Here is a 19,622-nt window from a genome sequence, read left to right as displayed (position 1 = left end):
GTGTTATTCAGGAGAGCTTTCCTCTGGCCCCTCTCCCCTGCCGGAGGCATGGCGGATTCCCAGGCCTTGTCCGGGCATTCGTGCGGCGCCCTCAGGATCAAAGCATCGTCATACTGAACAACTCGCTGGAATTCTTCACATCCCTGAAAAACACGTTCACGTTTTTCAGGGATGCTCCACTAACTGCTCCTGAAGGAGTTGATCAGGGACTCAAGCTGCCTGGAGCGCTCCGCCAGCTCGGCGACGCCCTGGGACGACCCGCGCATCCCGTTGGCCGTGGAGGAGGTAATCCGGCTCACTTCCTCCACGATACGGTTGATCTCTTCGCTGGAAGCCGACTGTTCTTCTGAGGCGGCGGCTATGGATTGCACCTGGGCGGTGGTCTCATCCACCAGGGAGACGATCTCCTCCAGCGCGAGTCCGGACTGTTCCGCCAGGTCCGAGGCGTTCTTGGCGGCTCCGGCGGCGGACTTTACCCGGTCCACGTTGCGGGTGGTCCCGTTCTGGATCGCATGGATGGAATCGCCCACTTCCTTGGTGGCGGTCATGGTCTTTTCGGCGAGCTTTCGCACCTCGTCCGCCACCACGGCAAAGCCGCGCCCGGCGTCACCCGCGCGGGCGGCCTCGATGGCCGCGTTCAGGGCCAGAAGGTTGGTCTGGTCGGCGATGTCGGAAATGACGCTCATAATGCCGCTGATGGAGCGGGCCTGCTCGCCCAGGGTGGACATGTCCTGCTCCAGCTCGCCCGCCATGCGGTCCACCTGGCCGATGGCCGAGACTGCACGGCTGACGACTCCCTTGCCCTCTTCGGCCTTGCCCTTGGCCAGGGAGGCCTGTTGAGCCGCGTTGGAGGCGCTTCGGGCAACCTCGAGCACTGTGGCGTTCATCTGTTCCATGGCGGTTGCCGCCTCGGCGGTGCGCCGCTCCTGGACGCTCATGTCCTGGGTGGTGAGATCGATCTGTCGGGACAGCTGCGTGCTGACCACGCTTATGCCCTGCACGACCCCCTCAAGCTGAATGGCAGCAGAGAGCATTCCCTCGCATCGGGCCGCCTCAGCCTGCCCATAGGCCGCTTCGGCTGCGCACTTGGCCTCTTCCGCCATCTTCGCCTGGACACCGGCCTCGTGGGTTTTTTCCTGAGCCTCGTTGATCTTGGACTTGATTGCTGCCACCATGGTGCGCAAGGCGTCGGCGAGGTCGCCTACTTCGTCGTTGCGCTTGACGGCAAGGGTCTCATCAAGCCTGCCTTCGGCCACGGCCTTGGCAAAGGAGATGGTGGTGATGATGGGTTTGGTCAGCCTGCGGGAAGCGAACAGACCGATAGCCAGCATCAGCAGGCCAACAAGAGTTGCACTGCCCAGGACGCTCCACACGATGCCGAGTTGGGTGGCTTCGATGCTTTTGCGGTCCTTGCCGATGAACAGCATGCCGCCGATTTTGCCATCAGCCATGGTGAGAGGCCAATAGTACGTGTCGTACTCGACATTCAGGATGGTATTTCGCGCGTTGAACACGCCGCCTTTCTGTAGGACGGCCTCGATCACCTTGGGGTTGGTCATCTTGGTGCCGACGGCCCGCTTGCCCTCGTTCAGAAGGGACGTGCTCATGCGGGTGTCGCCATTGAAGATGGTGCACTCCACGCCCATGTCGCGTTTGATCTGGTCCACAAACTGATGGGTGCCGAGGTTTTCGCCGACGGACACCGCTCCGACGATCTTGCCGTCGAGCTTCACCGGAGCGCCGCCACGAACCGACAGCTTGACCACGGTCCCTTCTTCCAGGCCCACGGATTCCTGGCCCTGAAGGCCCTTTTTGATGGCAAGTTGCCCGAGCGCGGAGTCGCCGGTCTGGTCGGAATGCCCACGGGCTACGACGATGCCCTTAGCGTCGGTAATGGTCAGGAAATCTATCCCGGTTTTCTCCAGGATCGTCTTGGCGTGCTTTTTAAGGAACGTGGAGTCACCCTTTTCGATTGCCTGGGCGATCGCAAGGTCGGAAGCGATCAGGAACGTCTCAGCCAGCGTCTCATCTTTCAGGCTTTGAAGCTTGGACTGGACGGATTTCTGCCTGCCCTCAAGCTCCAGTACGGCCTGCCGGTCGAAACCATCGGATATGAAATAGTTAGTGGTAAAAAAGATGCCAAGGCTCACCACAACGATACTTGCCACCAGAAGCAGCGCGATCTTCAAAGAGAACGAGATACGCATGACGACCCCTTTGCTGATGATCCCCCCAACCGTTCGGAAAGATTACGCCAATAATGTAGACATGTAAACAGAGGACCCCGGAGGGAAACGAGTTTGCCAGAAATGACGTGAGGAATCCCGCGCCTGAAACGCGACGATGCCAAGGGGAGCGATGCCGCTGAAGAGAATGATTGACGCATCCCAAAGCATGCGCGTGCCTCCTGCCCCCAAGGCTTGGGTGCGCGCCGCACAGACGGCAATGGCTTGAGCATGCACAACTGCACAGGGAATCGCAAACCTGATATCGCAACAACATGCTGCGCGACACAAAAAAAGCCCGGTTCCTCAACAGAGGAACCGGGCAAAAAGACGACGAGGATGAGGCTACTACTCGGGCTTGGCCTGCTGCATGAGCTCCATGGCCTGAAGAAGCTTGGCTGCCTGCTCGGGGTTATCCACCTGGGTGGAAAGATAGGAAGCCTTCTGTGCCATTTCCATGATCATGGTGCCCATGACCATACGCTTGGACTTGGCAGGCAGGTTCTCGAGCTCGGCCATTTTGGCGTCGATGGTGCCGATCTTGGAGCTGATTCCGCTCACATCCTTAGAGAGAACATTCAGGTTCTGATTGGCCTTGAAGAACAATACGCCAGCCAGAAGAACTGCCAACAGTGCCAGCAACAGAGCCATACGGCTGATGTCCTGGGACGTTTTTGCATTAAGTTCCGACATCGAAGGCACGTCATTCTCCTTATTGTTGCGGTAATCGTCCATGGAAACAACCTTTTCCTCGGGCTTCATGTATATCCTCCTTCAGATATGGCTGGCGAGGTGCCCCAAAGAAAGGGACACGGTTCGAGGAGTGTGTCATTTTTATCTCAATCTGTCCAGAGCGCCATGGCTCCATCGAGACTGACGCCGACTACGGACTGACACGCAAGAGCCCTGGAAGCGAGGTGTGATCGAGCACGCGTCCCACCGGCGCCGCGAGGTCCCCGGCATCGATCAGCGCTTGGCTGACTGACTCCACCAAGGCCTCAGGGACGGCGAGGACCAGCCCTCCCGAGGTCTGGGCATCGAACAAGAGGTCCAGAAGGAGCGGGTCGACCCCATTGTCCACAACACACCCCTGCGCAAAATATTTGCGGTTTGCATGGCTGCCCACAGGAACAAACCCCTGACGCGCAAGGTCGTACGCGTCAGGAATCACAGGCGCGGCATGGGCAAAGAGCTCCACCTCTAGGCCGGACGCCTTGGACATCTCCAACAAGTGCCCGCCCAGCCCGAAGCCAGTCACATCTGTTGCCGCGCGCAGGCCATATTCACGTATGAGCCTGCCCGGAACGCTGTTCAAACGCGAAGCAACCCGCCAGATTGCGTCCTCATACCGGTCAGAATCGGGGAGCGCAGCCTTTACCGCCGTGGCCAGAATCCCAGTCCCGAGCGGTTTAGTGAGCAGCAGCCTGTCGCCGTGACGCAGCCCCCGGTTGGTGGCAAAATTATCCGGGTCGGTCAGCCCTGACACGGCGAGGCCGTACTTGATCTCCGCGTCCTCGACGCTATGTCCGCCAGCCATGGCTGCCCCGGCTTCCTTGATCTTGGAGAACCCGCCGCGCAGGACTTCTTTGAGGATGTCGAGAGACATGCACTTTGCGGGGAAGCAGACGATGTTCATGGCGGCGAAGGGTTCACCACCCATGGCATAGACGTCGGAGAGAGCGTTGGCGGCGGCTATCTGGCCGAAACGGTAAGGATCGTTCACCACTGGCGTGAAAAAATCGACGGTCTGCACCAGGGCTTTGCCGGGAGGAAAAGACAACACAGCAGCGTCCTCGTTGTCTCCTGTTCCAGTCAGCAAGCGAGGGTCATCAGCGACATCAAGATCGCGCAGAACAGCCGCCAGGTCCCCTGGGGCGAGCTTTGCGGCTCAACCGGCGGCTTTGACTGTATCCACAAGGCGCGGATGCTTGAGCACGGAGTCTACCCTTTGCTGGAATTGAGGAAATCAATGAAGTAACGCATGGCTGGGAAGAGGTGGCGTTTGGCGTGACGAACAATCTGAAATGAGCGCTGCATCTGGAGGCCGGGGATCTCGATGGGAATAAGGTCACCCTTGGCCAGACAAGGCGCGGCAGCGATGCGGGAGGTGACGCAAAGCCCCAGGCCGTGCAGGGCGCATTGGACCACGGCTTCGTGGCTGCGTGCCTCAATGGCCGGAGAAAAGGTCCGCAGGTCAAGCCCCAGTGACGACAAGGCAAGCTCCAAGGCGCGCCTGGTTCCAGAGCCCTGTTCGCGCAACACCCAAGGCCACTTGTGCAGCAGGTCGGCAGGCAACTGCTCGGCCCCGGACTTCACGAAGGCCTGGTACTCCGGAAGCGAGCGGGAACACGCAATGATCAGGTCGTCATCCTGAAGGTGCGTGAACACGAGATCAGGGTCAGGGAGCATGGCCCCCACCACACCCAAAGCCAGAGCCCCGTTCTGGATGGCCGTGATGATGTCCTGCGAATCCCCAACCGTGAGGCGAACGCGGACATCGGGATAGAGCTTCCTGAACTCCGCCAGTCGCTGTGGGAGGAGGTAGGTCGCAGGGATAGTGCTTCCGCCGATCAGGATCTCACCGGCCACGCGCTGCTGCAGGAGGCCAATCTCGGCAGTTGCGCTTTCCAACGCGGCAAAAGCCTGAAGCGCGTGTTTGTAGAGGATGTCCCCGGCCTGGGTAGGCAGGATCGTCCGCCCCAGTCTGTCGAAAAGCTGCGTGCCCAGTTCCTGCTCCAGGGAGAGGACGTGCGCGCTGATGGTTGGTTGCGACAAGAACAGGTCTTGTCCGGCTTTGGAGAAGCTGCCGAGTTCGTATACCTTTCGAAAGGCTTCAAGTCGCCTGATATCCATAGGTCAAATTCTTACAATCAACAAACCCGATAGTAAAGCATAAAAAAAGCGGAGCAGCAAGCTGCTCCGCTTTAAGACGAAGTGCTGACCCCGTCTACTCTTTGCCGGCCTGCTCAGCAGCAGGAGCCGCCTCGGCAGCGTCCTCGCGGCGGGTCAGTTCGATCACGGCCATGGAGGCGCAATCACCGACGCGGGGGAGGCCAAGCTTGTAGACACGGGTGTATCCACCGCCCGCACCGTTGAAACGGGGAGCGATCTCGTCGAACAGCTTCTGCACCAGCTGGTGATTCTCAAGCACCTTATAGGCGAGACGACGAGCATGCAGGTCGTTGCGCAGTCCAAGAGTGACAAGGTTGTCGGCAACCTTGCGCAGCTCCATGGCCTTGGTCTCAGTGGTCTTGATCTGGCCGTAGGTGAGAAGCGACCGCGCCATGTTGCGGAACATGGCCTTGCGGTGGGAGCTGGTTCTCCCGAGCTTTTTTCCGCCTTTGCTATGCCTCATTGGTCTGCTTCCTCTTCACCCATTCCTGGTATTTCGTTTCGAAGTTATCGATACGCATGCCGAAGTCGAGGCCAAGGTCTTCAAGAACGCGGCGGATCTCCTCGAGAGACTTCTTACCGAAGTTCTTGGTCTTGAGCATCTCGTTCTCGGAGCGCTGCATCAGCTCGCCAACAAGGGAAATGTTGGCGCTCTTCAAGCAGTTGGTAGCGCGAACCGAAAGCTCCAGCTCATCGATGGACTTGAACAGGTTGGGGTTCAGGTCATGGTCGTCGCCGCTGCGCGAACCTTCCGTCTCGGACTCTTTCTCGTCGAAGTTGATGAACACCGAGAGCTGGTCCTTGAGGATCTTCGCGCTGTACGCGATGGCGTCCTCGGGAGTCACGGAACCATCGGTCCAGACGTCGAGAACGAGTTTGTCGTAGTTGGTCATCTGCCCGACGCGGGCCTGCTCCACCGTATAGGCCACCTTCTTCACCGGAGTGAAGCTGGAGTCCAGGGTGATCAGGCCGATGTCCTGGCCGATGTTTTCGTGCATGTCGGCCGGGACGTAGCCCTTGCCCATGCGCACTTCGAACTCCATCTTGAGGTCACGGGCCTCGGAGAGGGTGCAGATGTGCTGGGTGGGATCCAGGACGGTGACATGCTGGTTGACGCCGATATCACCGGCGGTGACGGGCCCCTGCTTGTTCACCGAAAGGGTGAGGCGCTGGGGAGCGTCCGTATTCATGGCAAGACGCACCAGCTTGAGGTTCAGCACGACGTCGGTGACATCCTCGATAACTCCGGGGATGGTGGTGAACTCGTGCTGAATGCCCTCGACACTGACCGACACGATGGCTGCACCCTGCAGGGAGGACAACAGCACACGCCGCAGGGCATTGCCCAGCGTGGTGCCGAAGCCGCGCTCCAGCGGTTCGCAAGTGAACCTGCCGTAGGTGGAGCTGGATTTTGAGTCGCGCGCCAATTTTTCGGGACGCACCAGCTCGGACCAGTTGCGGGTGTTGATGAGCCTGTCGCCTGTACGGATAAGCATTGTGTCCTCTTACTTGGAGTACAGTTCGACGATGAGCTGCTCGTTCACTGCCAGCTGGATGTCTTCGCGAGTGGGCATGGCGTTGACCTTGCCCTTGAACGCGGCGCCGTCGACTTCGAGCCACACGGGGCAGCCACGGCGGGCGATGACCTGCTGGGCTTCCAGGATGGAGGGGGACGTGCGATTCTTTTCGCGCACTTCGACCACGTCGCCCACGCGAACCTGGATCGAGGGGATGGTCACGCGGCGGCCGTTCAGGATGAACAGACCGTGGCGGACCATCTGGCGAGCCTGGTCACGGGAGTTGGCGAAGCCCATGCGGAACACGACGTTGTCCATCCTGCGCTCAAGGTTGATGAGCAGGTTGGCGCCGGTGACGCCCTTCTGGCGGTCGGCCTCGGCGAAGTAGCTGCGGAACTGCTCTTCGAGGATGCCGTAAACGCGACGGGCTTTCTGCTTTTCGCGAAGCTGAACGGCATAGTCGCTCATCTTCTTGCGGATGCGGCCGTGCTGGCCAGGGGCGTAGGGACGGCGCTCGTAAGCGCACTTGTCCGTGAAGCAACGGTCGCCCTTCAGGAAGAGCTTGGCGCCCTCACGGCGACAGAGACGGCATTTGGGTCCGGTATAGCGAGCCACTGTAGATGTCCTCCTGAGCTAGACCCGGCGCCGTTTAGGCGGACGGCAGCCGTTGTGGGGAATAGGGGTGACATCGCGGATGAAGCTCACCTTGAACCCGGCGGCATTGATGGCGCGCATGGCGGCCTCACGGCCCGAGCCGGGTCCCTTCACGAAGATGCCGACGGTGCGCATGCCGTTGTCCTGAGCCTTGCGGGCAGCAGTTTCAGCGGCCACCTGGGCGGCAAAGGGGGTGGACTTGCGGGAACCCTTGAAACCGGCACCGCCGGAGGTAGCCCAGCTCACCACGTTACCCCGGGGATCGGTGAAGGTGATGATGGTGTTGTTGAAAGTGGCCTGAATGTGGGCCACCCCAACCGGGATGTTCTTCTTCTCTTTCTTGCCAGTACGGCGCGGTCTAGCAGCCATAATAATCCTCTATTGAATAACGCGCTACGCGGTTATTTCTTTTTCTTAGCCATCACGGCGCGACGGGGGCCCTTGCGGGTACGGGCATTGGTATGGGTGCGCTGACCGTGAACCGGAAGGCCCTTACGGTGCCTCAGTCCACGATAGCATCCAATTTCCATCAACCGCTTGATATTGGCTGTGACCTCGCGACGAAGATCGCCTTCAACCTTATGGTTGGCTTCGATCTCTTTGCGGATGGTGTTCACTTCCTCGGAGGAAAGGTCATCAGTCCTTTTGGTCCAGTCCACGCCTGTGGTATCCAGGATCTTCAGTGCAGTGGTGCGCCCGATTCCATAAATATAGGTCAGGGCGATGTCCATGCGCTTGTTCCTGGGAAGGTCGACTCCAGCAATACGGGCCACGTTTCGATACCTCGCTTAGGTTCTGGGCTTATCCCTGGCGCTGTTTGTGCCGGGGATTTTCACAGACCACCCGCAGAACGCCGTGGCGACGGATGATCTTACATTTCGGACAGAGTTTCTTTACCGAGGGCCGCACTTTCATTTTCTTTCTCCCACAAATGGGTATGGCCTACGCCGGGAGGCGCTGGCTCAAAATTTTAGGTCCGTCGCTGGTGACCACCACGGTATGCTCGAAGTGCGCGGCAAGACTGCGATCTTTGGTGACCGCGGTCCATTTATCCGCCAGTATCTCGACTTCAGGGCCGCCCATGGTGACCATCGGCTCGATAGCCAGCGTCATCCCCGGCTTAAGCACCACGGCACCTGCCCCCGTAGGGACAAAATTAGGCACCTCCGGTTTCTCATGGAGATGCCGTCCAATGCCGTGGCCAACGAACCGTCTTACTACAGAGTACCCCTGGCCTTCAACATGTTTTTGGATGGCCAGAGAAATATCATACAGATTTGCCTCGACCTTGGCCTGTTCGATTCCGAGAAAGAGCGAATCCCTGGTTACCTGAAGAAGCCTGGTGACTTCATCAGGAATCTGGCCCACCGGGACGGTTTTCGCGGCGTCGCCGTAAAATCCCCGATGGATGACTCCCATGTCGAAGCTCACGATGTCTCCGTCCCGCAGCTCGCGGTTGGACGGAAAGCCATGGACCACTTCCTCGTTGACCGAACAGCACAGCGCGAAAGGATAGCCGAGGTACCCCTTAAAGGCAGGTTTGACCTCATAGTCCTTGCACAACTGCATGGCCATTTCTTCAAAGAGCATCGTCTTGACGCCGGGCCGCACGGCCTTTTCCAACTCGTCCAGAATGGCGGCAACAATGCCGCCAGCCTGGCGCATGATATTCACTTCGGCGTCGTTCTTGATGAAAATGCCTCTGAACTTCTTCAAACTAAGCCCTGCCCTTGATGCGACCCTTGGCAAGCAGACCTTCGTACTGCCTGCTGATCATGTAGGACTCCAACTGGCTCATGAAGTCCATGGCAACACCCACAACGATCAGTATGCTCGTGCCGCCGAAATAAAACGGAACGTTGAACTGAGCAATGAGGATCATGGGCAGCACGCAGACAGCGGAGATGTACATCGATCCCCACAGGGTGAGCCGGGCCAATACCCGGTCAAGGTATTCCTTGGTTTTCTGGCCAGGACGGATGCCGGGCACAAAACCACCTTGCTTCCGGATGTTCTCCGCTATCTGCTTCGGATCAAAAATGATCGCGGTGTAGAAGTAGCAGAAGAACACAATCATGGCGATGAACAGAAGGTTGTAGACAATGGAGCTGGGGCTAAACCAGCTGGACACCATCTGCACCCATTCCGCCTGATAAAAGTTGGCGATGGTCGCAGGGAACAGCAAGATCGACGAGGCGAAGATCGGAGGGATCACGCCTGCGGTGTTGATGCGAAGGGGCAGGTGAGTAGTCTGCCCGCCGTACATCTTCCGACCTACCATGCGTTTGGCGTACTGGATCGGAATACGCCGTTGGCCACGTTCCATGAAGACAATTGCTACAAGCACGCCGCCCATGGCCACGATCAGCAGAAGAAGGACCAGGAGGCTCATTTCCCCCTGTCCCACAAGCTGAAACGTGTTGATGAGGGCCCTGGGAAGGCCGGCCACGATACCCGCGAAAATGATCAGGGATATGCCGTTGCCGATGCCCTTCTCGGTGATCTGCTCACCAAGCCACATCAGGAAGACTGTGCCCGCGGTAAGCGTCATCACGGTCATGAACTTGAATCCAAGACCGGGATGAAGCACAAGCGGCGCGCCAGTCGGGCTGGTCATGCTCTCGAGCCCGACGGCGATGCCCAAACCCTGGATAAGGGTAATGAGCACCGTGCCGTAGCGGGTGTATTGCGTTATTTTCTTGCGGCCCTGCGCCCCCTCCTCCTTCTGCAGTCTGGACAGCTCGGGGCTGACCACGGTCAGCAGCTGCATGACAATGGAGGCGGAGATGTAGGGCATGATGCCCAAGGTGAAGATGGAGAGCTTGTTCAGTCCGCCGCCGGAGAACATGTCGAAGAGCCCGAAAAGGGTGTTCTTCGCGCTCTGGAAAAAGTCCGCCAAAGCGAGAGTATCCACCCCGGGGACCGGGACATGGATACCCACGCGGTAAACAGCCAGAATAAGGAAGGTCCAAAGGATCTTCTTCTTAAGCTCCGGCAGACGAGCCAGATTCTCCACGCCTTGCATTGCCACGTTAGCCTTCCGTCACGTTTTCCAGAGGCTTTGCGGAACCGCCCGCCTTGGAGATTTTCTCCAGGGCGGATGCGCTGAACTTGTGGGCCTCGACGGTGATTGCCTTGGAGAGCTCACCATTGCCGAGGACCTTCACCAGCGAGCCACGGGCAACAATGCCGCGTTCGTAGATGGCGTCCAGGGTGATTTCCGTGCTCTCAGGGAAAGCCTCGACAAGCCTGTCGAGGTTCACCGGGGCGTAGGAAACCTTGAAGGGGTTCTTGAAGCCGCGCTTGGGCAGGCGCCTGGCCAAAGGCATCTGACCGCCCTCGAACCAAGCCTTGGTGCCGGTGCCGGCACGCGCATTCTGACCCTTGTTGCCCTTGCCAGCAGTACAACCCTGCCCGGTGGCGCGACCGCGACCAATGCGCTTGCGGTCCTTTTGGTCCTCGGGAAAGGGATAAAGCTCATGCAGTAACATCTTATTTCACCTCAATAAGGTGAGAGACCTTGAAAATCATCCCCCTGACGTCGGGAGTGTCCGGCAGGGTCTTCTCCTGACGGATCTTCTTGAGGCCAAGGGCCTCAAGAGTCGCCCGCTGCCTGGGATTGCAGCCGATCTTGCTCTTTACGAGCGTGATGGTCACTTGCCCGCTCATGGTCTTATTTCCTCGGAGTTTCCAGGGTTCTGCCGCGCAGTTCGGAAACCTGGTCAGCGCTGCGGAGCGAAGCCAGACCTGCGACGGCGGCCTTGAGCACGTTGTGCGGGTTGTTGGTGCCGATGGCCTTGGTCAGGATGTCATGCACCCCTGCGGCCTCCATCACTGCGCGGACAGGTCCGCCAGCGATGATCCCGGTACCCTTTGAAGCCGGAATGAGGACCACTCGCCCGGCGCCGAAACGCCCCATGACCTCGTAAGGCAGGGTGCCGTCAATAAGGGCAACCTTGATCATGGTCTTCTTGGCCTGTTCGGTAGCCTTGCGGATGGCTTCGGGGACTTCGTTGGCCTTACCCAGGCCGTATCCCACGGAACCCTTTCCGTCACCCACTACCACCAGAGCGCTGAAGCTGAACCGGCGGCCGCCCTTGACGACTTTGGCCACCCGGTTGAGCGATACGATCTTCTCGACATGAGTCAGTTCAGACTGTTCCATTATGAGCCCCGTTAGAATTGCAGTCCGCCCTCACGAGCGCCGTCAGCCATAGCCTTGACGCAACCGTGATAGAGGTAGCCGTTACGGTCGAAGACCACTATTTCAATGGCCTTTTCCTTGGCCTTGGCGGCCACGTCCCGGCCCACCTTGGCGGCGGTTTCCTTGTTGGGCTTGAGGGCCTCCCCGGCCTTCGACAAGGCCAGGGAGGAGGAGGAAACCAGGGTCTGGCCGGTCTCGTCGTTCACGATCTGGGCGTACATGTGCAGGTTGGAGCGGTACACTACCAGCCTGGGACGCGACTGCGTGCCGGAGATCTTCTTGCGAATGCGCACCTTGCGGCGTGCACGTGCAGCTTGTTTGGTCAATTTCATGGCCAGCCCCTTACTTCTTGCCGCCAGATTTGCCGGCCTTGCGGCGAATCTGCTCGTTTTCGTACTTGATGCCCTTGCCCTTGAAGGGTTCGGGCGGACGCACGCGCCTGATGGTGGCTGCGACTTCGCCGACAAGCTGCTTGTCGATGCCCGACAGGGTCAGCTTGTTGCCCTCGGCCTTGGCTTCAACGCCGACAGGCAGGGGGAATTCAACCGGATGGGAGAACCCTACGGTCAAGACAACGGCTTTGCCGGCAACCTGGACCTTGTAGCCAACGCCGATGACTTCGAGAGTCTTGGCGAAGCCCTTGGTCACACCCTCGATGCAGTTGGCCAGGAGGGTGCGGCGCAGGCCATGCTGAGCGCGGGCGATGCGAGTGTCATCGACGCGCCCGACGCGCATGGTGTTACCCTCCATCTCATAAGAGATTTTGGGGTGAGTGGGCGTGGAAAGGGCGCCCTTGGGACCCTTGACGTTCACCATGTCGTCTGAAATCTTGACTTCGACTCCAGAGGGAATGGCGATTTCTTTTTTGCCGATGCGGGACATGGCTAAATCCTCTTACCAGACTTCGCAGAGCAGCTCGCCGCCCACTTTGGCGTTCTTGGCGGCAATGCCGTCCATGATGCCGTGCGAGGTGGAGAGAATGCAGATGCCAAGTCCGTTCTGCACGCGGGGGATGTCATGGGCCCCCACGTAGATGCGGCGTCCGGGTTTGCTCACGCGCTTCAGGCCCGCGATGAGGGGGCGGCCCTTTGCGTACTTGAGCGTAATCACCAGATCGCGCCCGTCTACTGCGAATTCCTCAATGTAGCCCTGATCCTTCAGAATCCCGGCCATGGACTCCTTCATACGGGAGTGCGGCATGGCGACCTTCTTGTGCAGCGCATGGTATGCGTTGCGGATGCGGGCCAGCATATCGGCGATTGGATCGGTCACGGACATGTCGGCCTCCTACCAGCTCGATTTCCTGACACCGGGCAATTCGCCGGCCAGGGCCATGTTGCGGAAGCAGATACGGCAGATGCCATACCTGCGCAAAAACGCCCGGGCGCGGCCGCAAATGGGGCAGCGGTTGTAGGCCCGGGACGAAAACTTGGCTTTACGCCGGGCTTTCACCTTGAGAGCAGTGCGTGCCACGGTCGATTCCTCCTACTTTCTGAAGGGCATGCCGAGAAGATCGAGAAGGACTTTGCCTTCCTTGTCGGTCTGGGCTGTCGTCACAATAGTGATGTTCATGCCCTTCACGCGCTCGACCCGGTCGATATTGATTTCGGGAAAAATGGTGTGTTCCTTGATGCCCAGGGTGAAGTTACCCCGGCCGTCAAAGCCCCTGTCCGGAACGCCGCGAAAGTCGCGGACGCGCGGGAGAGCAAAGTTCACCAGCTTGTCATAAAAATCCCACATGCGTTCATTGCGAAGCGTCACCCGGCAGCCTACAGGCTGATTTTCACGCAGCTTGAATGCTGCGATGGACTTCTTGGCCCGGGTGATGACGGACTTTTGGCCGGCAATGGCGGTCAGCTCGGCCACAGCCTCATCGATCAGTTTGGAGTTCTGCGAGGCTTCGCCAAGTCCGATGTTCAGGGATATGAACTTGAACTTGGGAATCTGCATGGGCGACTTGTACCCGAACTCCTTTTGCAAGGCCGGCACGACCTTCTCGGAGTAGACTTGTTCGAGGCGAGTCATTGTTAGGATTCCCTTTAGCTGATTACTTCGTTGCATTTCTTGCAGAAGCGGAGCTTCTTGCCGTCTTCGGTGTACTTGTAGCCCACGCGGGTAGGCTTGGCGCAAGCATCACACATAAGAGCAACGTTGGAGATGGCCAAGGAAGCCTCTTTCTCCTCAATGCCGCCGGCCTGGCCGGCGTAGGGGTTGCCCTTGCGGTGACGCTTCACCATGTTCACCTTTTCCACCAAGATTCTGTCAGTCTTAGGAAGGACTTTCAAGACCTTGCCGATCTTGCCCTTGTCCTTGCCCGCGATGACAATAACCTTGTCGTCCTTGCGGATGCGGTACGTTTTCATACTTTCCTCAGGCTCACGCTCTAAAGGACTTCAGGGGCCAGCGAAACGATCTTCATGAAGTTTTTCAGACGAAGTTCGCGTGCCACGGGTCCGAAGATGCGGGTACCCACCGGCTCCAGCTGGTTGGAGAGCAGCACGGCCGAGTTGTTGTCAAACTTGATGTAGGTGCCGTCGGGACGACCAACTTCTTTCTTGGTCCGCACGATAACAGCCTTCATCACCTGGCCCTTCTTCACTTTGGAATGGGGCATGGCTTCCTTCACCGAGACCACGATGATGTCGCCCACCGAGGCATACCGGCGGCGCGAGCCGCCAAGCACCTTGATGCAGGCAACTTTCTTCGCACCGGAGTTGTCGGCGACGTCGAGGACAGATTCTACCTGAATCATTTCGCCTTCTCCATGATCTTCACCAGATGCCAGCGCTTGCGAGCCGACAGCGGGCGGTGCTCAATGATCTGCACCTTGTCGCCCATGCCGCACTCGTTCATCGGATCGTGGGCCATGAACTTCTTGCGGCGGCGGATGTACTTCTTCACCAGGGGGTGCTTGACCAGGGTCTCGACGCGAACGACAATGGTCTTGTCGCCTTTGTCGGAGACCACGATGCCGGTCAGCACTCTGCGGTTGCTCTTGTGTTCTTCCATGGTTTCCTACCTGCCGCTTTTGATTTGGGTCATCACCGTCTTGACGCGGGCGATGTCCTTTTTCAGCTCGCGCAGGCGGTGGGTCTTTTCCAACTGAGCCGTGGCGTGCTGGAAGCGCAGCTTGAAAAGCTCCTCCTCGGTCTGGGAGAGCTTCTCGGCAAGCTTGGCCTCGTCGAGTTCACGAAGTTCCTTGGAGGTCAACATGGCTATGACAGCTCCTTGGTAACGATCTTGGTTTTGATCGGCAGTTTGTGCTGAGCGCGCTTGAGGGCCTCGATCATGACGGCCATTTCCACGCCCTTGACTTCGTACAGCACGCGACCGGGCTTGACCGGAGCGCACCAGCCAACCGGAGAACCCTTACCGGAACCCATGCGCACTTCTGCAGGCTTGGAGGTAACCGGGAAGTCCGGGAAGATGCGGATCCAGACCTTACCGCCGCGCTTGATGTGGCGCATGATGGCGATACGGGCGGACTCGATCTGCTGGCTGGTCAGTTTGCCGTGTTCCACAGCCTTGATGCCGACTTCGCCGAAGGAGATCTCGGTTCCACCGGTGGCGGGACCATCAAGACGGCCCTTCTGGCGCTTGCGGAATTTCGTTCTGTTGGGGGAGAGCATTATTGTGCGACCTCGCTATCCAGAATCTCGCCCTTGAAGATCCAGACCTTGACGCCGATGACGCCGTACGTGGTCTTGGCGGTGGCCAAGCCGTAGTCGATGTCGGCGCGCAGGGTGTGAAGGGGCACGCGACCATCGCGGTACCATTCGGAACGGGCGATTTCAGCACCGGCCAGACGACCGGCGCAAAATACCTTGATGCCCTCGGCGCCGAACTTGCGGGCCAGACCCACGGTGCGCTTCATGGCACGGCGGAAGGCGACGCGGCGCTCCAGCTGGAGGGCGATGTTCTCGGCAACAAGCTGGGCATCGGTTTCGGGACGGCGGATTTCGTTCACTTCGACGGCGAATTCGCGGCCGAAGCGCTTCTTGAGATCCGCGCGCACCTTCTCGATCTCGGTGCCTTTGCGGCCGATGACGATACCCGGACGGGCGGTGTGGATGATAAGCTTGATCTTACCACCGGCGCGTTCGATCTCAATCCTGGAAATTCCGGCGTGGAACAGCGAGGTCTTGACGAACTTGCGGATCTTGCTGTCCTCGAAAACAAAAGCGGGGTATTCCTTCTTGGCGAACCAGCGGGAAATCCAGTTTTTGTTGTAGCCCAGGCGGAAGCCGTACGGGTGTACTTTCTGACCCATGGCCCCTACTCCTTCTCTTCCTCGACCACCACGGTGATGTGGCTGGTACGCTTGAGGATGCGGTTGGCACGGCCCATGGATCGCGGCATGATGCGCTTCCAGGTGGGGCCTTGGTTCACGATGACTTCCTTCACTTTGAGCGTATCCACGTCGGCGGACATCTGTTCAGCGTTGGACAGGGCCGAATGCAGCACCTTCTCAATTATCCAGGCGGCCTTCTTGGGGGTGAACTTGAGGATGTTCATGGCTTCCTCAACGCCCCGGCCCTTGATGGTCTCCGCCACGAGGCGGGCCTTCTGGGGGGAGACCCGGATGTACTTGGCTATGGCTTTGGCTTCCATGGCTTAGGCTCCCCTACTTCTTGCCCTTGGTCTTCTTGTCGGCCGCGTGGCCGTGGAAGGTCCGGGTGGGCGAAAATTCGCCCAGTTTGTGCCCGACCATGTTCTCCGAAACGAAGACCGGGATGAATTTGCGACCGTTGTGCACGGCGAAGGTGAGGCCAACCATCTCGGGGAGGATGGTGGAACGGCGGGACCAGGTCTTGATCACGCGGCGATCCTGTGTGTCGTTGGCCTTCTCCACCTTAGCGACGAGGTGGCCGTCCATGAAGGGGCCTTTTTTGAGCGACCGAGGCATGTTCTACGCTCCTACTTCTCGTTGCGGCGTTTGACGATGAGCCGCGACGAGGCCTTCTTACGATTTCTGGTCTTCTGACCCTTGGCCGGCTTGCCCCAGGGAGAAACGGGGTGGCGTCCACCGGAGCTCTTGCCCTCGCCGCCGCCCAACGGGTGGTCGACGGGGTTCATGGCCACGCCGCGCACCTTAGGACGTTTGCCCAGCCAGCGGTTACGACCGGCCTTGCCGATGGAAACCTTCTCGTGGGTCACGTTGCCCACCTGGCCGACCGTGGCGATGCAGGTGGCCAGAATGTTGCGCACTTCACCAGAAGGCAGACGCAGCAGGGCGTACTTTCCTTCCTTGGCGACCAGCTGGGCGTAGGTTCCGGCAGCGCGGCACATCTGGCCGCCGCGACCGGGCTGCATCTCAATGTTGTGCAGCAGGGTGCCGACAGGGACCTTGCTCATGGGCATGGCGTTGCCGGGCTTGATGTCGACGGATTCGCCGGCATACAGCGTGTCACCAACATTTATCCCGACTGGCGCGAGGATGTAACGCTTTTCGCCGTCAGCATAGTGCAGAAGAGCGATACGAGCGGAACGGTTGGGATCGTACTCGATGGAGGCAACCTTGCCAGGGATATCGAACTTGTCGCGGCGGAAGTCGATGATGCGGTACCGGGTCTTGTTACCGGCGCCACGGCGACGAGAAGTGATGCGTCCCTGGTTGTTGCGGCCGGACTTCTTGCTCATGCCCTCGGTGAGGGAGCGCTCCGGCGTGGCCTTGGTGATCTCCGCGAAATCGGAGACGGTCTGGAAGCGCCGTCCAGCGGAGGTAGGTTTAAGCGTACGCACGGCCATGGCTAGACTCCCTCGAAGAATTCGATCTTGTCGCCCTCGGCAAGAGTCACGTAGGCCTTCTTGTAGCCGGGGACGTGAGCCGTGGGGCGGCCGCCGCGAGTCCGCTTCAGGGGACGGCGGCGCACGACGTTGACCTCGGTGACCTTCACTTTGAAGGCCTCCTCGACAGCGGCCTTGATCTCGATCTTGTTGGCCAGGGGGGCAACAAAGAAGATAACCTGATTGGATTCTTCCTTGGCCTTGGTGGCCTTTTCCGAGACCAGGGGTTTCAAAAGAATGTTCGCGTAGCTCATGGCTATTTCAACCTTTCCTGAACGGCCTCGGCCGCGCCTTGCACCATCACCAGCTGGGGGTGCTTCAGCAGATCGTATACGTTCAGCATGTCCTGCCGAACAATCTTTATGCCAGGAAGGTTCCTGGCGGAGAGCTCGACATTGTTATTGGAATCACTCAGGACAATCAAGGCTTTTTTCAGCCCGAGGCTCCCGGCGACACCAGCGAAGAGCTTGGTCTTGATCTCAGGAAGATCAAACTTGTCCACAAGTATGAGGCTTTCCTCGGCAACTTTGGTGGACAGAGCCATTTTGAGCGCCAGAGTCCTGATCTTTTTGTTGACCTTGAACTCGTAGCTGCGCGGCTGCGGTCCGTGCGCAATGGCGCCGCCCCTCCAGATGGGGGAACGCTTTGCGCCGGAACGGGCGCGACCGGTGCCCTTCTGGCGCCAGGGCTTGGCGCCGGAACCGGCCACGAAGGAACGGGTTTTTACTTTGTGGGTGCCGGCGCGCTTGGCTGCCAGCTGAGCCCGGATCACGAGGTGCAGGATCTCGGGGCGGATCGCCACCTCGAACACCTCGGGAGCCAGATTCATCTGTCCCACTTCCTTATTCGTCTGATCGAAAACCTTAACGGTGGCCATTGGCTACCCCTGCTTGCGGATCATCACCAGGCCGTTGCGGTGACCCGGGACCTGGCCTTTGACCAGGATGATGTTGTTTTCCGGCCGGATGTCGAAGACCTCCAGATTGATGCTGGTCACGGTGCGAGCACCCATGTGACCGGCCATCTTCTTGCCCTTCATGACTTTGCCAGGCTCGGTGTTGTGACCGATGGAGCCACCGGAGCGGTGAGCCTTTTCGGTGCCGTGCGTGGCTTTCAGACCATGGAAGCCATGGCGCTTCATGGGGCCCTGGAATCCTTTGCCGATAGATGTGCCGGTGACCTTGATCTTGTCGCCGGGGGCGAAGATGTCGACGGTGATTTCCTGACCGGCTTCGTAGCCGTCCACGGAATCAAGGCGAATCTCGCGCAGTTGATTGAAGAAGCCTTTGCCGACCTTGGCCTGATGGCCGCGCTCGGGCTTGTTCAGCTTCTTTTCCTCGCGTTCGTCAAACCCGATCTGCAGGGCGGTGTAGCCGTCCTTCTCCTGGGTCTTGATCTGCATCACCGGACAGGGGCCGGCGGCGATAACCGTCACCGGAACCACCGAGCCGTCGTCGCTGAACACACGGGTCATGCCCAGCTTGCGGCCGATGATGCCAAGGGTTGTCTTGGCCATGATTCTCTACCCCTTCCTTTAAAGCTTGATTTCGACGTCAACGCCGGCGGGCAGGCTGAGCTTGCCCAGAGCATCGACGGTCTGCTGAGTCGGTTCCAGGATGTCGAGCAGGCGCTTGTGGATGCGCATCTCGAACTGTTCCCGGGATTTCTTGTCCACGTGAACGGAACGGTTGACCGTGTTCTTGTGGATGTTGGTGGGCAGCGGGATCGGCCCGGCAATGCCCGCGCCGGTGTTACGGGCGGTATCAACGATCTCGGCTACGGCTTTGTCCAGGATGCGGTAGTCGTAAGCCTTGAGCTTGATACGAATGCGGTCGCTGTTCATTACAATTACTCCATGATCTCGGTAACGACACCGGCGCCGACGGTGCGGCCGCCTTCGCGGATGGCGAAGCGCAGACCGGTCTCCATGGCGATGGGGGCGATGAGCTCGACGTTGAAGGTGGCGTTGTCGCCAGGCATGACCATCTCGACGCCTTCGTTCAGGGTCACCACACCGGTCACGTCGGTGGTGCGGAAGTAGAACTGCGGGCGGTAGCCGGAGAAGAACGGGGTGTGACGGCCGCCCTCTTCCTTATTCAGGATGTACACCTCGGCCTTGTACTTCTTGTGCGGGGTGATCGAGCCGGGCTTGGCCAGAACCTGGCCGCGCTCGACGTCTTCACGCTTGATGCCGCGAAGCAGCACGCCAACGTTGTCGCCCGCCTGACCCTGGTCCAGCAGCTTGCGGAACATTTCCACGCCGGTGCAGGTGGTCTTGACGGAATTCTTGATGCCGACGATCTCGACTTCCTCGCCGACCTTGATGATGCCGCGCTCGACACG

General features: G+C 59.2%; 34 protein-coding genes. All 34 read right to left on the bottom strand.

All coding sequences use genetic code 11. The features are described 5' to 3' along the window. Positions 1 to 179: 179 nt before the first annotated feature. Complete coding sequence (locus tag G453_RS0107385; RefSeq protein ID WP_027190538.1) at positions 180 to 2,207, bottom strand: methyl-accepting chemotaxis protein; 2,028 nt, start codon at positions 2,205 to 2,207, stop codon at positions 180 to 182. 366 nt (positions 2,208 to 2,573) lie between these two features. Beyond that, positions 2,574 to 2,987 carry a hypothetical protein gene (locus G453_RS0107380; RefSeq protein WP_027190537.1) on the bottom strand — a complete coding sequence of 138 codons (414 nt, stop codon included), beginning with the start codon at positions 2,985 to 2,987 and terminating at the stop codon, positions 2,574 to 2,576. A 121-nt stretch (positions 2,988 to 3,108) separates the two neighbouring features. Beyond that, positions 3,109 to 4,161, bottom strand: a complete 1,053-nt coding sequence (selD, locus tag G453_RS22895; protein ID WP_084502163.1) for a selenide, water dikinase SelD — start codon at positions 4,159 to 4,161, stop codon at positions 3,109 to 3,111. Positions 4,162 to 4,166: 5 nt separating this feature from the next. Then, entirely contained in the window at positions 4,167 to 5,078 is a 912-nt protein-coding gene (locus G453_RS0107370; RefSeq protein ID WP_027190536.1) for a selenium metabolism-associated LysR family transcriptional regulator, read from the bottom strand. Positions 5,079 to 5,172: 94 nt separating this feature from the next. Next, positions 5,173 to 5,580, bottom strand: a complete 408-nt coding sequence (gene rplQ, locus G453_RS0107365) for a 50S ribosomal protein L17 (protein ID WP_027190535.1) — start codon at positions 5,578 to 5,580, stop codon at positions 5,173 to 5,175. Further along, the gene (locus G453_RS0107360) at positions 5,570 to 6,613 is read right to left on the bottom strand and encodes a DNA-directed RNA polymerase subunit alpha (protein WP_027190534.1); all 1,044 of its coding nucleotides are present in this window, start codon (positions 6,611 to 6,613) and stop codon (positions 5,570 to 5,572) included. The genes rplQ and G453_RS0107360 overlap by 11 nt, the downstream gene beginning before the upstream one ends. Before the next feature lie 9 nt (positions 6,614 to 6,622). Next, complete coding sequence (rpsD, locus tag G453_RS0107355; protein ID WP_027190533.1) at positions 6,623 to 7,249, bottom strand: 30S ribosomal protein S4; 627 nt, start codon at positions 7,247 to 7,249, stop codon at positions 6,623 to 6,625. A gap of 18 nt (positions 7,250 to 7,267) precedes the next feature. Beyond that, the gene (gene rpsK, locus G453_RS0107350) at positions 7,268 to 7,657 is read right to left on the bottom strand and encodes a 30S ribosomal protein S11 (protein WP_027190532.1); all 390 of its coding nucleotides are present in this window, start codon (positions 7,655 to 7,657) and stop codon (positions 7,268 to 7,270) included. A 32-nt stretch (positions 7,658 to 7,689) separates the two neighbouring features. Further along, on the bottom strand, positions 7,690 to 8,061 hold the full coding sequence (rpsM, locus tag G453_RS0107345; protein ID WP_027190531.1) for a 30S ribosomal protein S13: 372 nt from the start codon (positions 8,059 to 8,061) through the stop codon (positions 7,690 to 7,692). 28 nt (positions 8,062 to 8,089) lie between these two features. After that, positions 8,090 to 8,203 carry a 50S ribosomal protein L36 gene (gene rpmJ, locus G453_RS27100; RefSeq protein WP_084502162.1) on the bottom strand — a complete coding sequence of 38 codons (114 nt, stop codon included), beginning with the start codon at positions 8,201 to 8,203 and terminating at the stop codon, positions 8,090 to 8,092. 27 nt (positions 8,204 to 8,230) lie between these two features. After that, positions 8,231 to 9,004 (bottom strand): type I methionyl aminopeptidase, encoded by a 774-nt coding sequence (gene map / locus G453_RS0107340; RefSeq protein WP_027190530.1) that lies wholly within the window; start codon positions 9,002 to 9,004, stop codon positions 8,231 to 8,233. Position 9,005: 1 nt separating this feature from the next. Continuing rightward, the gene (gene secY / locus G453_RS0107335) at positions 9,006 to 10,319 is read right to left on the bottom strand and encodes a preprotein translocase subunit SecY (protein WP_027190529.1); all 1,314 of its coding nucleotides are present in this window, start codon (positions 10,317 to 10,319) and stop codon (positions 9,006 to 9,008) included. 1 nt (position 10,320) lies between these two features. After that, on the bottom strand, positions 10,321 to 10,779 hold the full coding sequence (gene rplO / locus G453_RS0107330; protein WP_027190528.1) for a 50S ribosomal protein L15: 459 nt from the start codon (positions 10,777 to 10,779) through the stop codon (positions 10,321 to 10,323). A 1-nt stretch (position 10,780) separates the two neighbouring features. After that, positions 10,781 to 10,957: a 50S ribosomal protein L30 gene (gene rpmD, locus G453_RS0107325; protein WP_027190527.1), complete on the bottom strand. Its 177-nt coding sequence runs from the start codon at positions 10,955 to 10,957 to the stop codon at positions 10,781 to 10,783. A 4-nt stretch (positions 10,958 to 10,961) separates the two neighbouring features. Beyond that, positions 10,962 to 11,453 carry a 30S ribosomal protein S5 gene (rpsE, locus tag G453_RS0107320; RefSeq protein ID WP_027190526.1) on the bottom strand — a complete coding sequence of 164 codons (492 nt, stop codon included), beginning with the start codon at positions 11,451 to 11,453 and terminating at the stop codon, positions 10,962 to 10,964. An 11-nt stretch (positions 11,454 to 11,464) separates the two neighbouring features. After that, positions 11,465 to 11,824 (bottom strand): 50S ribosomal protein L18, encoded by a 360-nt coding sequence (rplR, locus tag G453_RS0107315; protein ID WP_043644984.1) that lies wholly within the window; start codon positions 11,822 to 11,824, stop codon positions 11,465 to 11,467. Positions 11,825 to 11,834: 10 nt separating this feature from the next. Beyond that, on the bottom strand, positions 11,835 to 12,374 hold the full coding sequence (gene rplF, locus G453_RS0107310; protein ID WP_027190524.1) for a 50S ribosomal protein L6: 540 nt from the start codon (positions 12,372 to 12,374) through the stop codon (positions 11,835 to 11,837). Between the two features lie 12 nt (positions 12,375 to 12,386). Then, positions 12,387 to 12,770, bottom strand: a complete 384-nt coding sequence (rpsH, locus tag G453_RS0107305; protein ID WP_027190523.1) for a 30S ribosomal protein S8 — start codon at positions 12,768 to 12,770, stop codon at positions 12,387 to 12,389. A gap of 9 nt (positions 12,771 to 12,779) precedes the next feature. Continuing rightward, a complete protein-coding gene (locus G453_RS27095) occupies positions 12,780 to 12,965 on the bottom strand; it encodes a type Z 30S ribosomal protein S14 (protein WP_084502161.1) in 186 nt (61 codons plus the stop codon). Positions 12,966 to 12,977: 12 nt separating this feature from the next. Further along, a complete protein-coding gene (gene rplE / locus G453_RS0107295; protein ID WP_027190522.1) occupies positions 12,978 to 13,517 on the bottom strand; it encodes a 50S ribosomal protein L5 in 540 nt (179 codons plus the stop codon). 14 nt (positions 13,518 to 13,531) lie between these two features. Then, the gene (gene rplX / locus G453_RS0107290) at positions 13,532 to 13,855 is read right to left on the bottom strand and encodes a 50S ribosomal protein L24 (RefSeq protein ID WP_027190521.1); all 324 of its coding nucleotides are present in this window, start codon (positions 13,853 to 13,855) and stop codon (positions 13,532 to 13,534) included. A gap of 20 nt (positions 13,856 to 13,875) precedes the next feature. Continuing rightward, positions 13,876 to 14,244: a 50S ribosomal protein L14 gene (rplN, locus tag G453_RS0107285; protein WP_027190520.1), complete on the bottom strand. Its 369-nt coding sequence runs from the start codon at positions 14,242 to 14,244 to the stop codon at positions 13,876 to 13,878. Next, complete coding sequence (rpsQ, locus tag G453_RS0107280; protein WP_027190519.1) at positions 14,241 to 14,501, bottom strand: 30S ribosomal protein S17; 261 nt, start codon at positions 14,499 to 14,501, stop codon at positions 14,241 to 14,243. The genes rplN and rpsQ overlap by 4 nt, the downstream gene beginning before the upstream one ends. A gap of 6 nt (positions 14,502 to 14,507) precedes the next feature. Further along, the gene (gene rpmC, locus G453_RS0107275; protein ID WP_027190518.1) at positions 14,508 to 14,702 is read right to left on the bottom strand and encodes a 50S ribosomal protein L29; all 195 of its coding nucleotides are present in this window, start codon (positions 14,700 to 14,702) and stop codon (positions 14,508 to 14,510) included. Between the two features lie 5 nt (positions 14,703 to 14,707). Then, positions 14,708 to 15,121, bottom strand: a complete 414-nt coding sequence (rplP, locus tag G453_RS0107270; protein WP_027190517.1) for a 50S ribosomal protein L16 — start codon at positions 15,119 to 15,121, stop codon at positions 14,708 to 14,710. Continuing rightward, positions 15,121 to 15,762, bottom strand: a complete 642-nt coding sequence (gene rpsC, locus G453_RS0107265) for a 30S ribosomal protein S3 (protein WP_027190516.1) — start codon at positions 15,760 to 15,762, stop codon at positions 15,121 to 15,123. Before rpsC ends, rplP begins: the two co-directional genes overlap by 1 nt. A gap of 5 nt (positions 15,763 to 15,767) precedes the next feature. Next, the gene (gene rplV / locus G453_RS0107260) at positions 15,768 to 16,103 is read right to left on the bottom strand and encodes a 50S ribosomal protein L22 (protein ID WP_027190515.1); all 336 of its coding nucleotides are present in this window, start codon (positions 16,101 to 16,103) and stop codon (positions 15,768 to 15,770) included. A gap of 13 nt (positions 16,104 to 16,116) precedes the next feature. Then, a complete protein-coding gene (rpsS, locus tag G453_RS0107255) occupies positions 16,117 to 16,398 on the bottom strand; it encodes a 30S ribosomal protein S19 (RefSeq protein WP_027190514.1) in 282 nt (93 codons plus the stop codon). Between the two features lie 11 nt (positions 16,399 to 16,409). After that, the gene (gene rplB / locus G453_RS0107250) at positions 16,410 to 17,240 is read right to left on the bottom strand and encodes a 50S ribosomal protein L2 (protein ID WP_027190513.1); all 831 of its coding nucleotides are present in this window, start codon (positions 17,238 to 17,240) and stop codon (positions 16,410 to 16,412) included. A gap of 2 nt (positions 17,241 to 17,242) precedes the next feature. Then, entirely contained in the window at positions 17,243 to 17,533 is a 291-nt protein-coding gene (gene rplW / locus G453_RS0107245) for a 50S ribosomal protein L23 (protein WP_027190512.1), read from the bottom strand. A gap of 2 nt (positions 17,534 to 17,535) precedes the next feature. Beyond that, entirely contained in the window at positions 17,536 to 18,156 is a 621-nt protein-coding gene (gene rplD, locus G453_RS0107240) for a 50S ribosomal protein L4 (protein WP_027190511.1), read from the bottom strand. A 3-nt stretch (positions 18,157 to 18,159) separates the two neighbouring features. After that, positions 18,160 to 18,795, bottom strand: coding sequence for a 50S ribosomal protein L3 (rplC, locus tag G453_RS0107235; RefSeq protein WP_027190510.1), 636 nt, complete (start codon positions 18,793 to 18,795; stop codon positions 18,160 to 18,162). 18 nt (positions 18,796 to 18,813) lie between these two features. Continuing rightward, complete coding sequence (gene rpsJ, locus G453_RS0107230) at positions 18,814 to 19,122, bottom strand: 30S ribosomal protein S10 (protein WP_027190509.1); 309 nt, start codon at positions 19,120 to 19,122, stop codon at positions 18,814 to 18,816. 5 nt (positions 19,123 to 19,127) lie between these two features. Further along, positions 19,128 to 19,622: EF-Tu C-terminal domain-related protein (locus tag G453_RS0107225; RefSeq protein ID WP_027190508.1), on the bottom strand; the 495-nt coding region annotated here is incomplete at its 5' end.

It is taken from the genome of Fundidesulfovibrio putealis DSM 16056, assembly GCF_000429325.1.
In the GTDB taxonomy this organism is placed as follows: Bacteria; Desulfobacterota; Desulfovibrionia; order Desulfovibrionales; family Desulfovibrionaceae; genus Fundidesulfovibrio; species Fundidesulfovibrio putealis.
Note: the sequence above shows the minus strand (reverse complement) of the source record. Positions and strands in the feature narration are given on the sequence as shown.

Bases quoted from the DNA above. Each gene is read 5' to 3' on its own strand.
- G453_RS0107385 (WP_027190538.1), bottom strand. From the start codon at position 2,207: ATGCGTATCTCGTTCTCTTTGAAGATCGCGCTGCTTCTGGTGGCAAGT.
- G453_RS0107380 (WP_027190537.1), bottom strand. From the start codon at position 2,987: ATGAAGCCCGAGGAAAAGGTTGTTTCCATGGACGATTACCGCAACAAT.
- G453_RS0107370 (WP_027190536.1), bottom strand. From the start codon at position 5,078: ATGGATATCAGGCGACTTGAAGCCTTTCGAAAGGTATACGAACTCGGC.
- rplQ (WP_027190535.1), bottom strand. From the start codon at position 5,580: ATGAGGCATAGCAAAGGCGGAAAAAAGCTCGGGAGAACCAGCTCCCAC.
- G453_RS0107360 (WP_027190534.1), bottom strand. From the start codon at position 6,613: ATGCTTATCCGTACAGGCGACAGGCTCATCAACACCCGCAACTGGTCC.
- rpsK (WP_027190532.1), bottom strand. From the start codon at position 7,657: ATGGCTGCTAGACCGCGCCGTACTGGCAAGAAAGAGAAGAAGAACATC.
- rpmJ (WP_084502162.1), bottom strand. From the start codon at position 8,203: ATGAAAGTGCGGCCCTCGGTAAAGAAACTCTGTCCGAAATGTAAGATC.
- rplO (WP_027190528.1), bottom strand. From the start codon at position 10,779: ATGTTACTGCATGAGCTTTATCCCTTTCCCGAGGACCAAAAGGACCGC.
- rpmD (WP_027190527.1), bottom strand. From the start codon at position 10,957: ATGAGCGGGCAAGTGACCATCACGCTCGTAAAGAGCAAGATCGGCTGC.
- rpsE (WP_027190526.1), bottom strand. From the start codon at position 11,453: ATGGAACAGTCTGAACTGACTCATGTCGAGAAGATCGTATCGCTCAAC.
- rplR (WP_043644984.1), bottom strand. From the start codon at position 11,824: ATGAAATTGACCAAACAAGCTGCACGTGCACGCCGCAAGGTGCGCATT.
- rplF (WP_027190524.1), bottom strand. From the start codon at position 12,374: ATGTCCCGCATCGGCAAAAAAGAAATCGCCATTCCCTCTGGAGTCGAA.
- rpsH (WP_027190523.1), bottom strand. From the start codon at position 12,770: ATGTCCGTGACCGATCCAATCGCCGATATGCTGGCCCGCATCCGCAAC.
- rplE (WP_027190522.1), bottom strand. From the start codon at position 13,517: ATGACTCGCCTCGAACAAGTCTACTCCGAGAAGGTCGTGCCGGCCTTG.
- rplX (WP_027190521.1), bottom strand. From the start codon at position 13,855: ATGAAAACGTACCGCATCCGCAAGGACGACAAGGTTATTGTCATCGCG.
- rplN (WP_027190520.1), bottom strand. From the start codon at position 14,244: ATGATTCAGGTAGAATCTGTCCTCGACGTCGCCGACAACTCCGGTGCG.
- rpsQ (WP_027190519.1), bottom strand. From the start codon at position 14,501: ATGGAAGAACACAAGAGCAACCGCAGAGTGCTGACCGGCATCGTGGTC.
- rplP (WP_027190517.1), bottom strand. From the start codon at position 15,121: ATGCTCTCCCCCAACAGAACGAAATTCCGCAAGCGCCAGAAGGGCCGT.
- rpsC (WP_027190516.1), bottom strand. From the start codon at position 15,762: ATGGGTCAGAAAGTACACCCGTACGGCTTCCGCCTGGGCTACAACAAA.
- rplV (WP_027190515.1), bottom strand. From the start codon at position 16,103: ATGGAAGCCAAAGCCATAGCCAAGTACATCCGGGTCTCCCCCCAGAAG.
- rpsS (WP_027190514.1), bottom strand. From the start codon at position 16,398: ATGCCTCGGTCGCTCAAAAAAGGCCCCTTCATGGACGGCCACCTCGTC.
- rplB (WP_027190513.1), bottom strand. From the start codon at position 17,240: ATGGCCGTGCGTACGCTTAAACCTACCTCCGCTGGACGGCGCTTCCAG.
- rplW (WP_027190512.1), bottom strand. From the start codon at position 17,533: ATGAGCTACGCGAACATTCTTTTGAAACCCCTGGTCTCGGAAAAGGCC.
- rplD (WP_027190511.1), bottom strand. From the start codon at position 18,156: ATGGCCACCGTTAAGGTTTTCGATCAGACGAATAAGGAAGTGGGACAG.
- rplC (WP_027190510.1), bottom strand. From the start codon at position 18,795: ATGGCCAAGACAACCCTTGGCATCATCGGCCGCAAGCTGGGCATGACC.
- rpsJ (WP_027190509.1), bottom strand. From the start codon at position 19,122: ATGAACAGCGACCGCATTCGTATCAAGCTCAAGGCTTACGACTACCGC.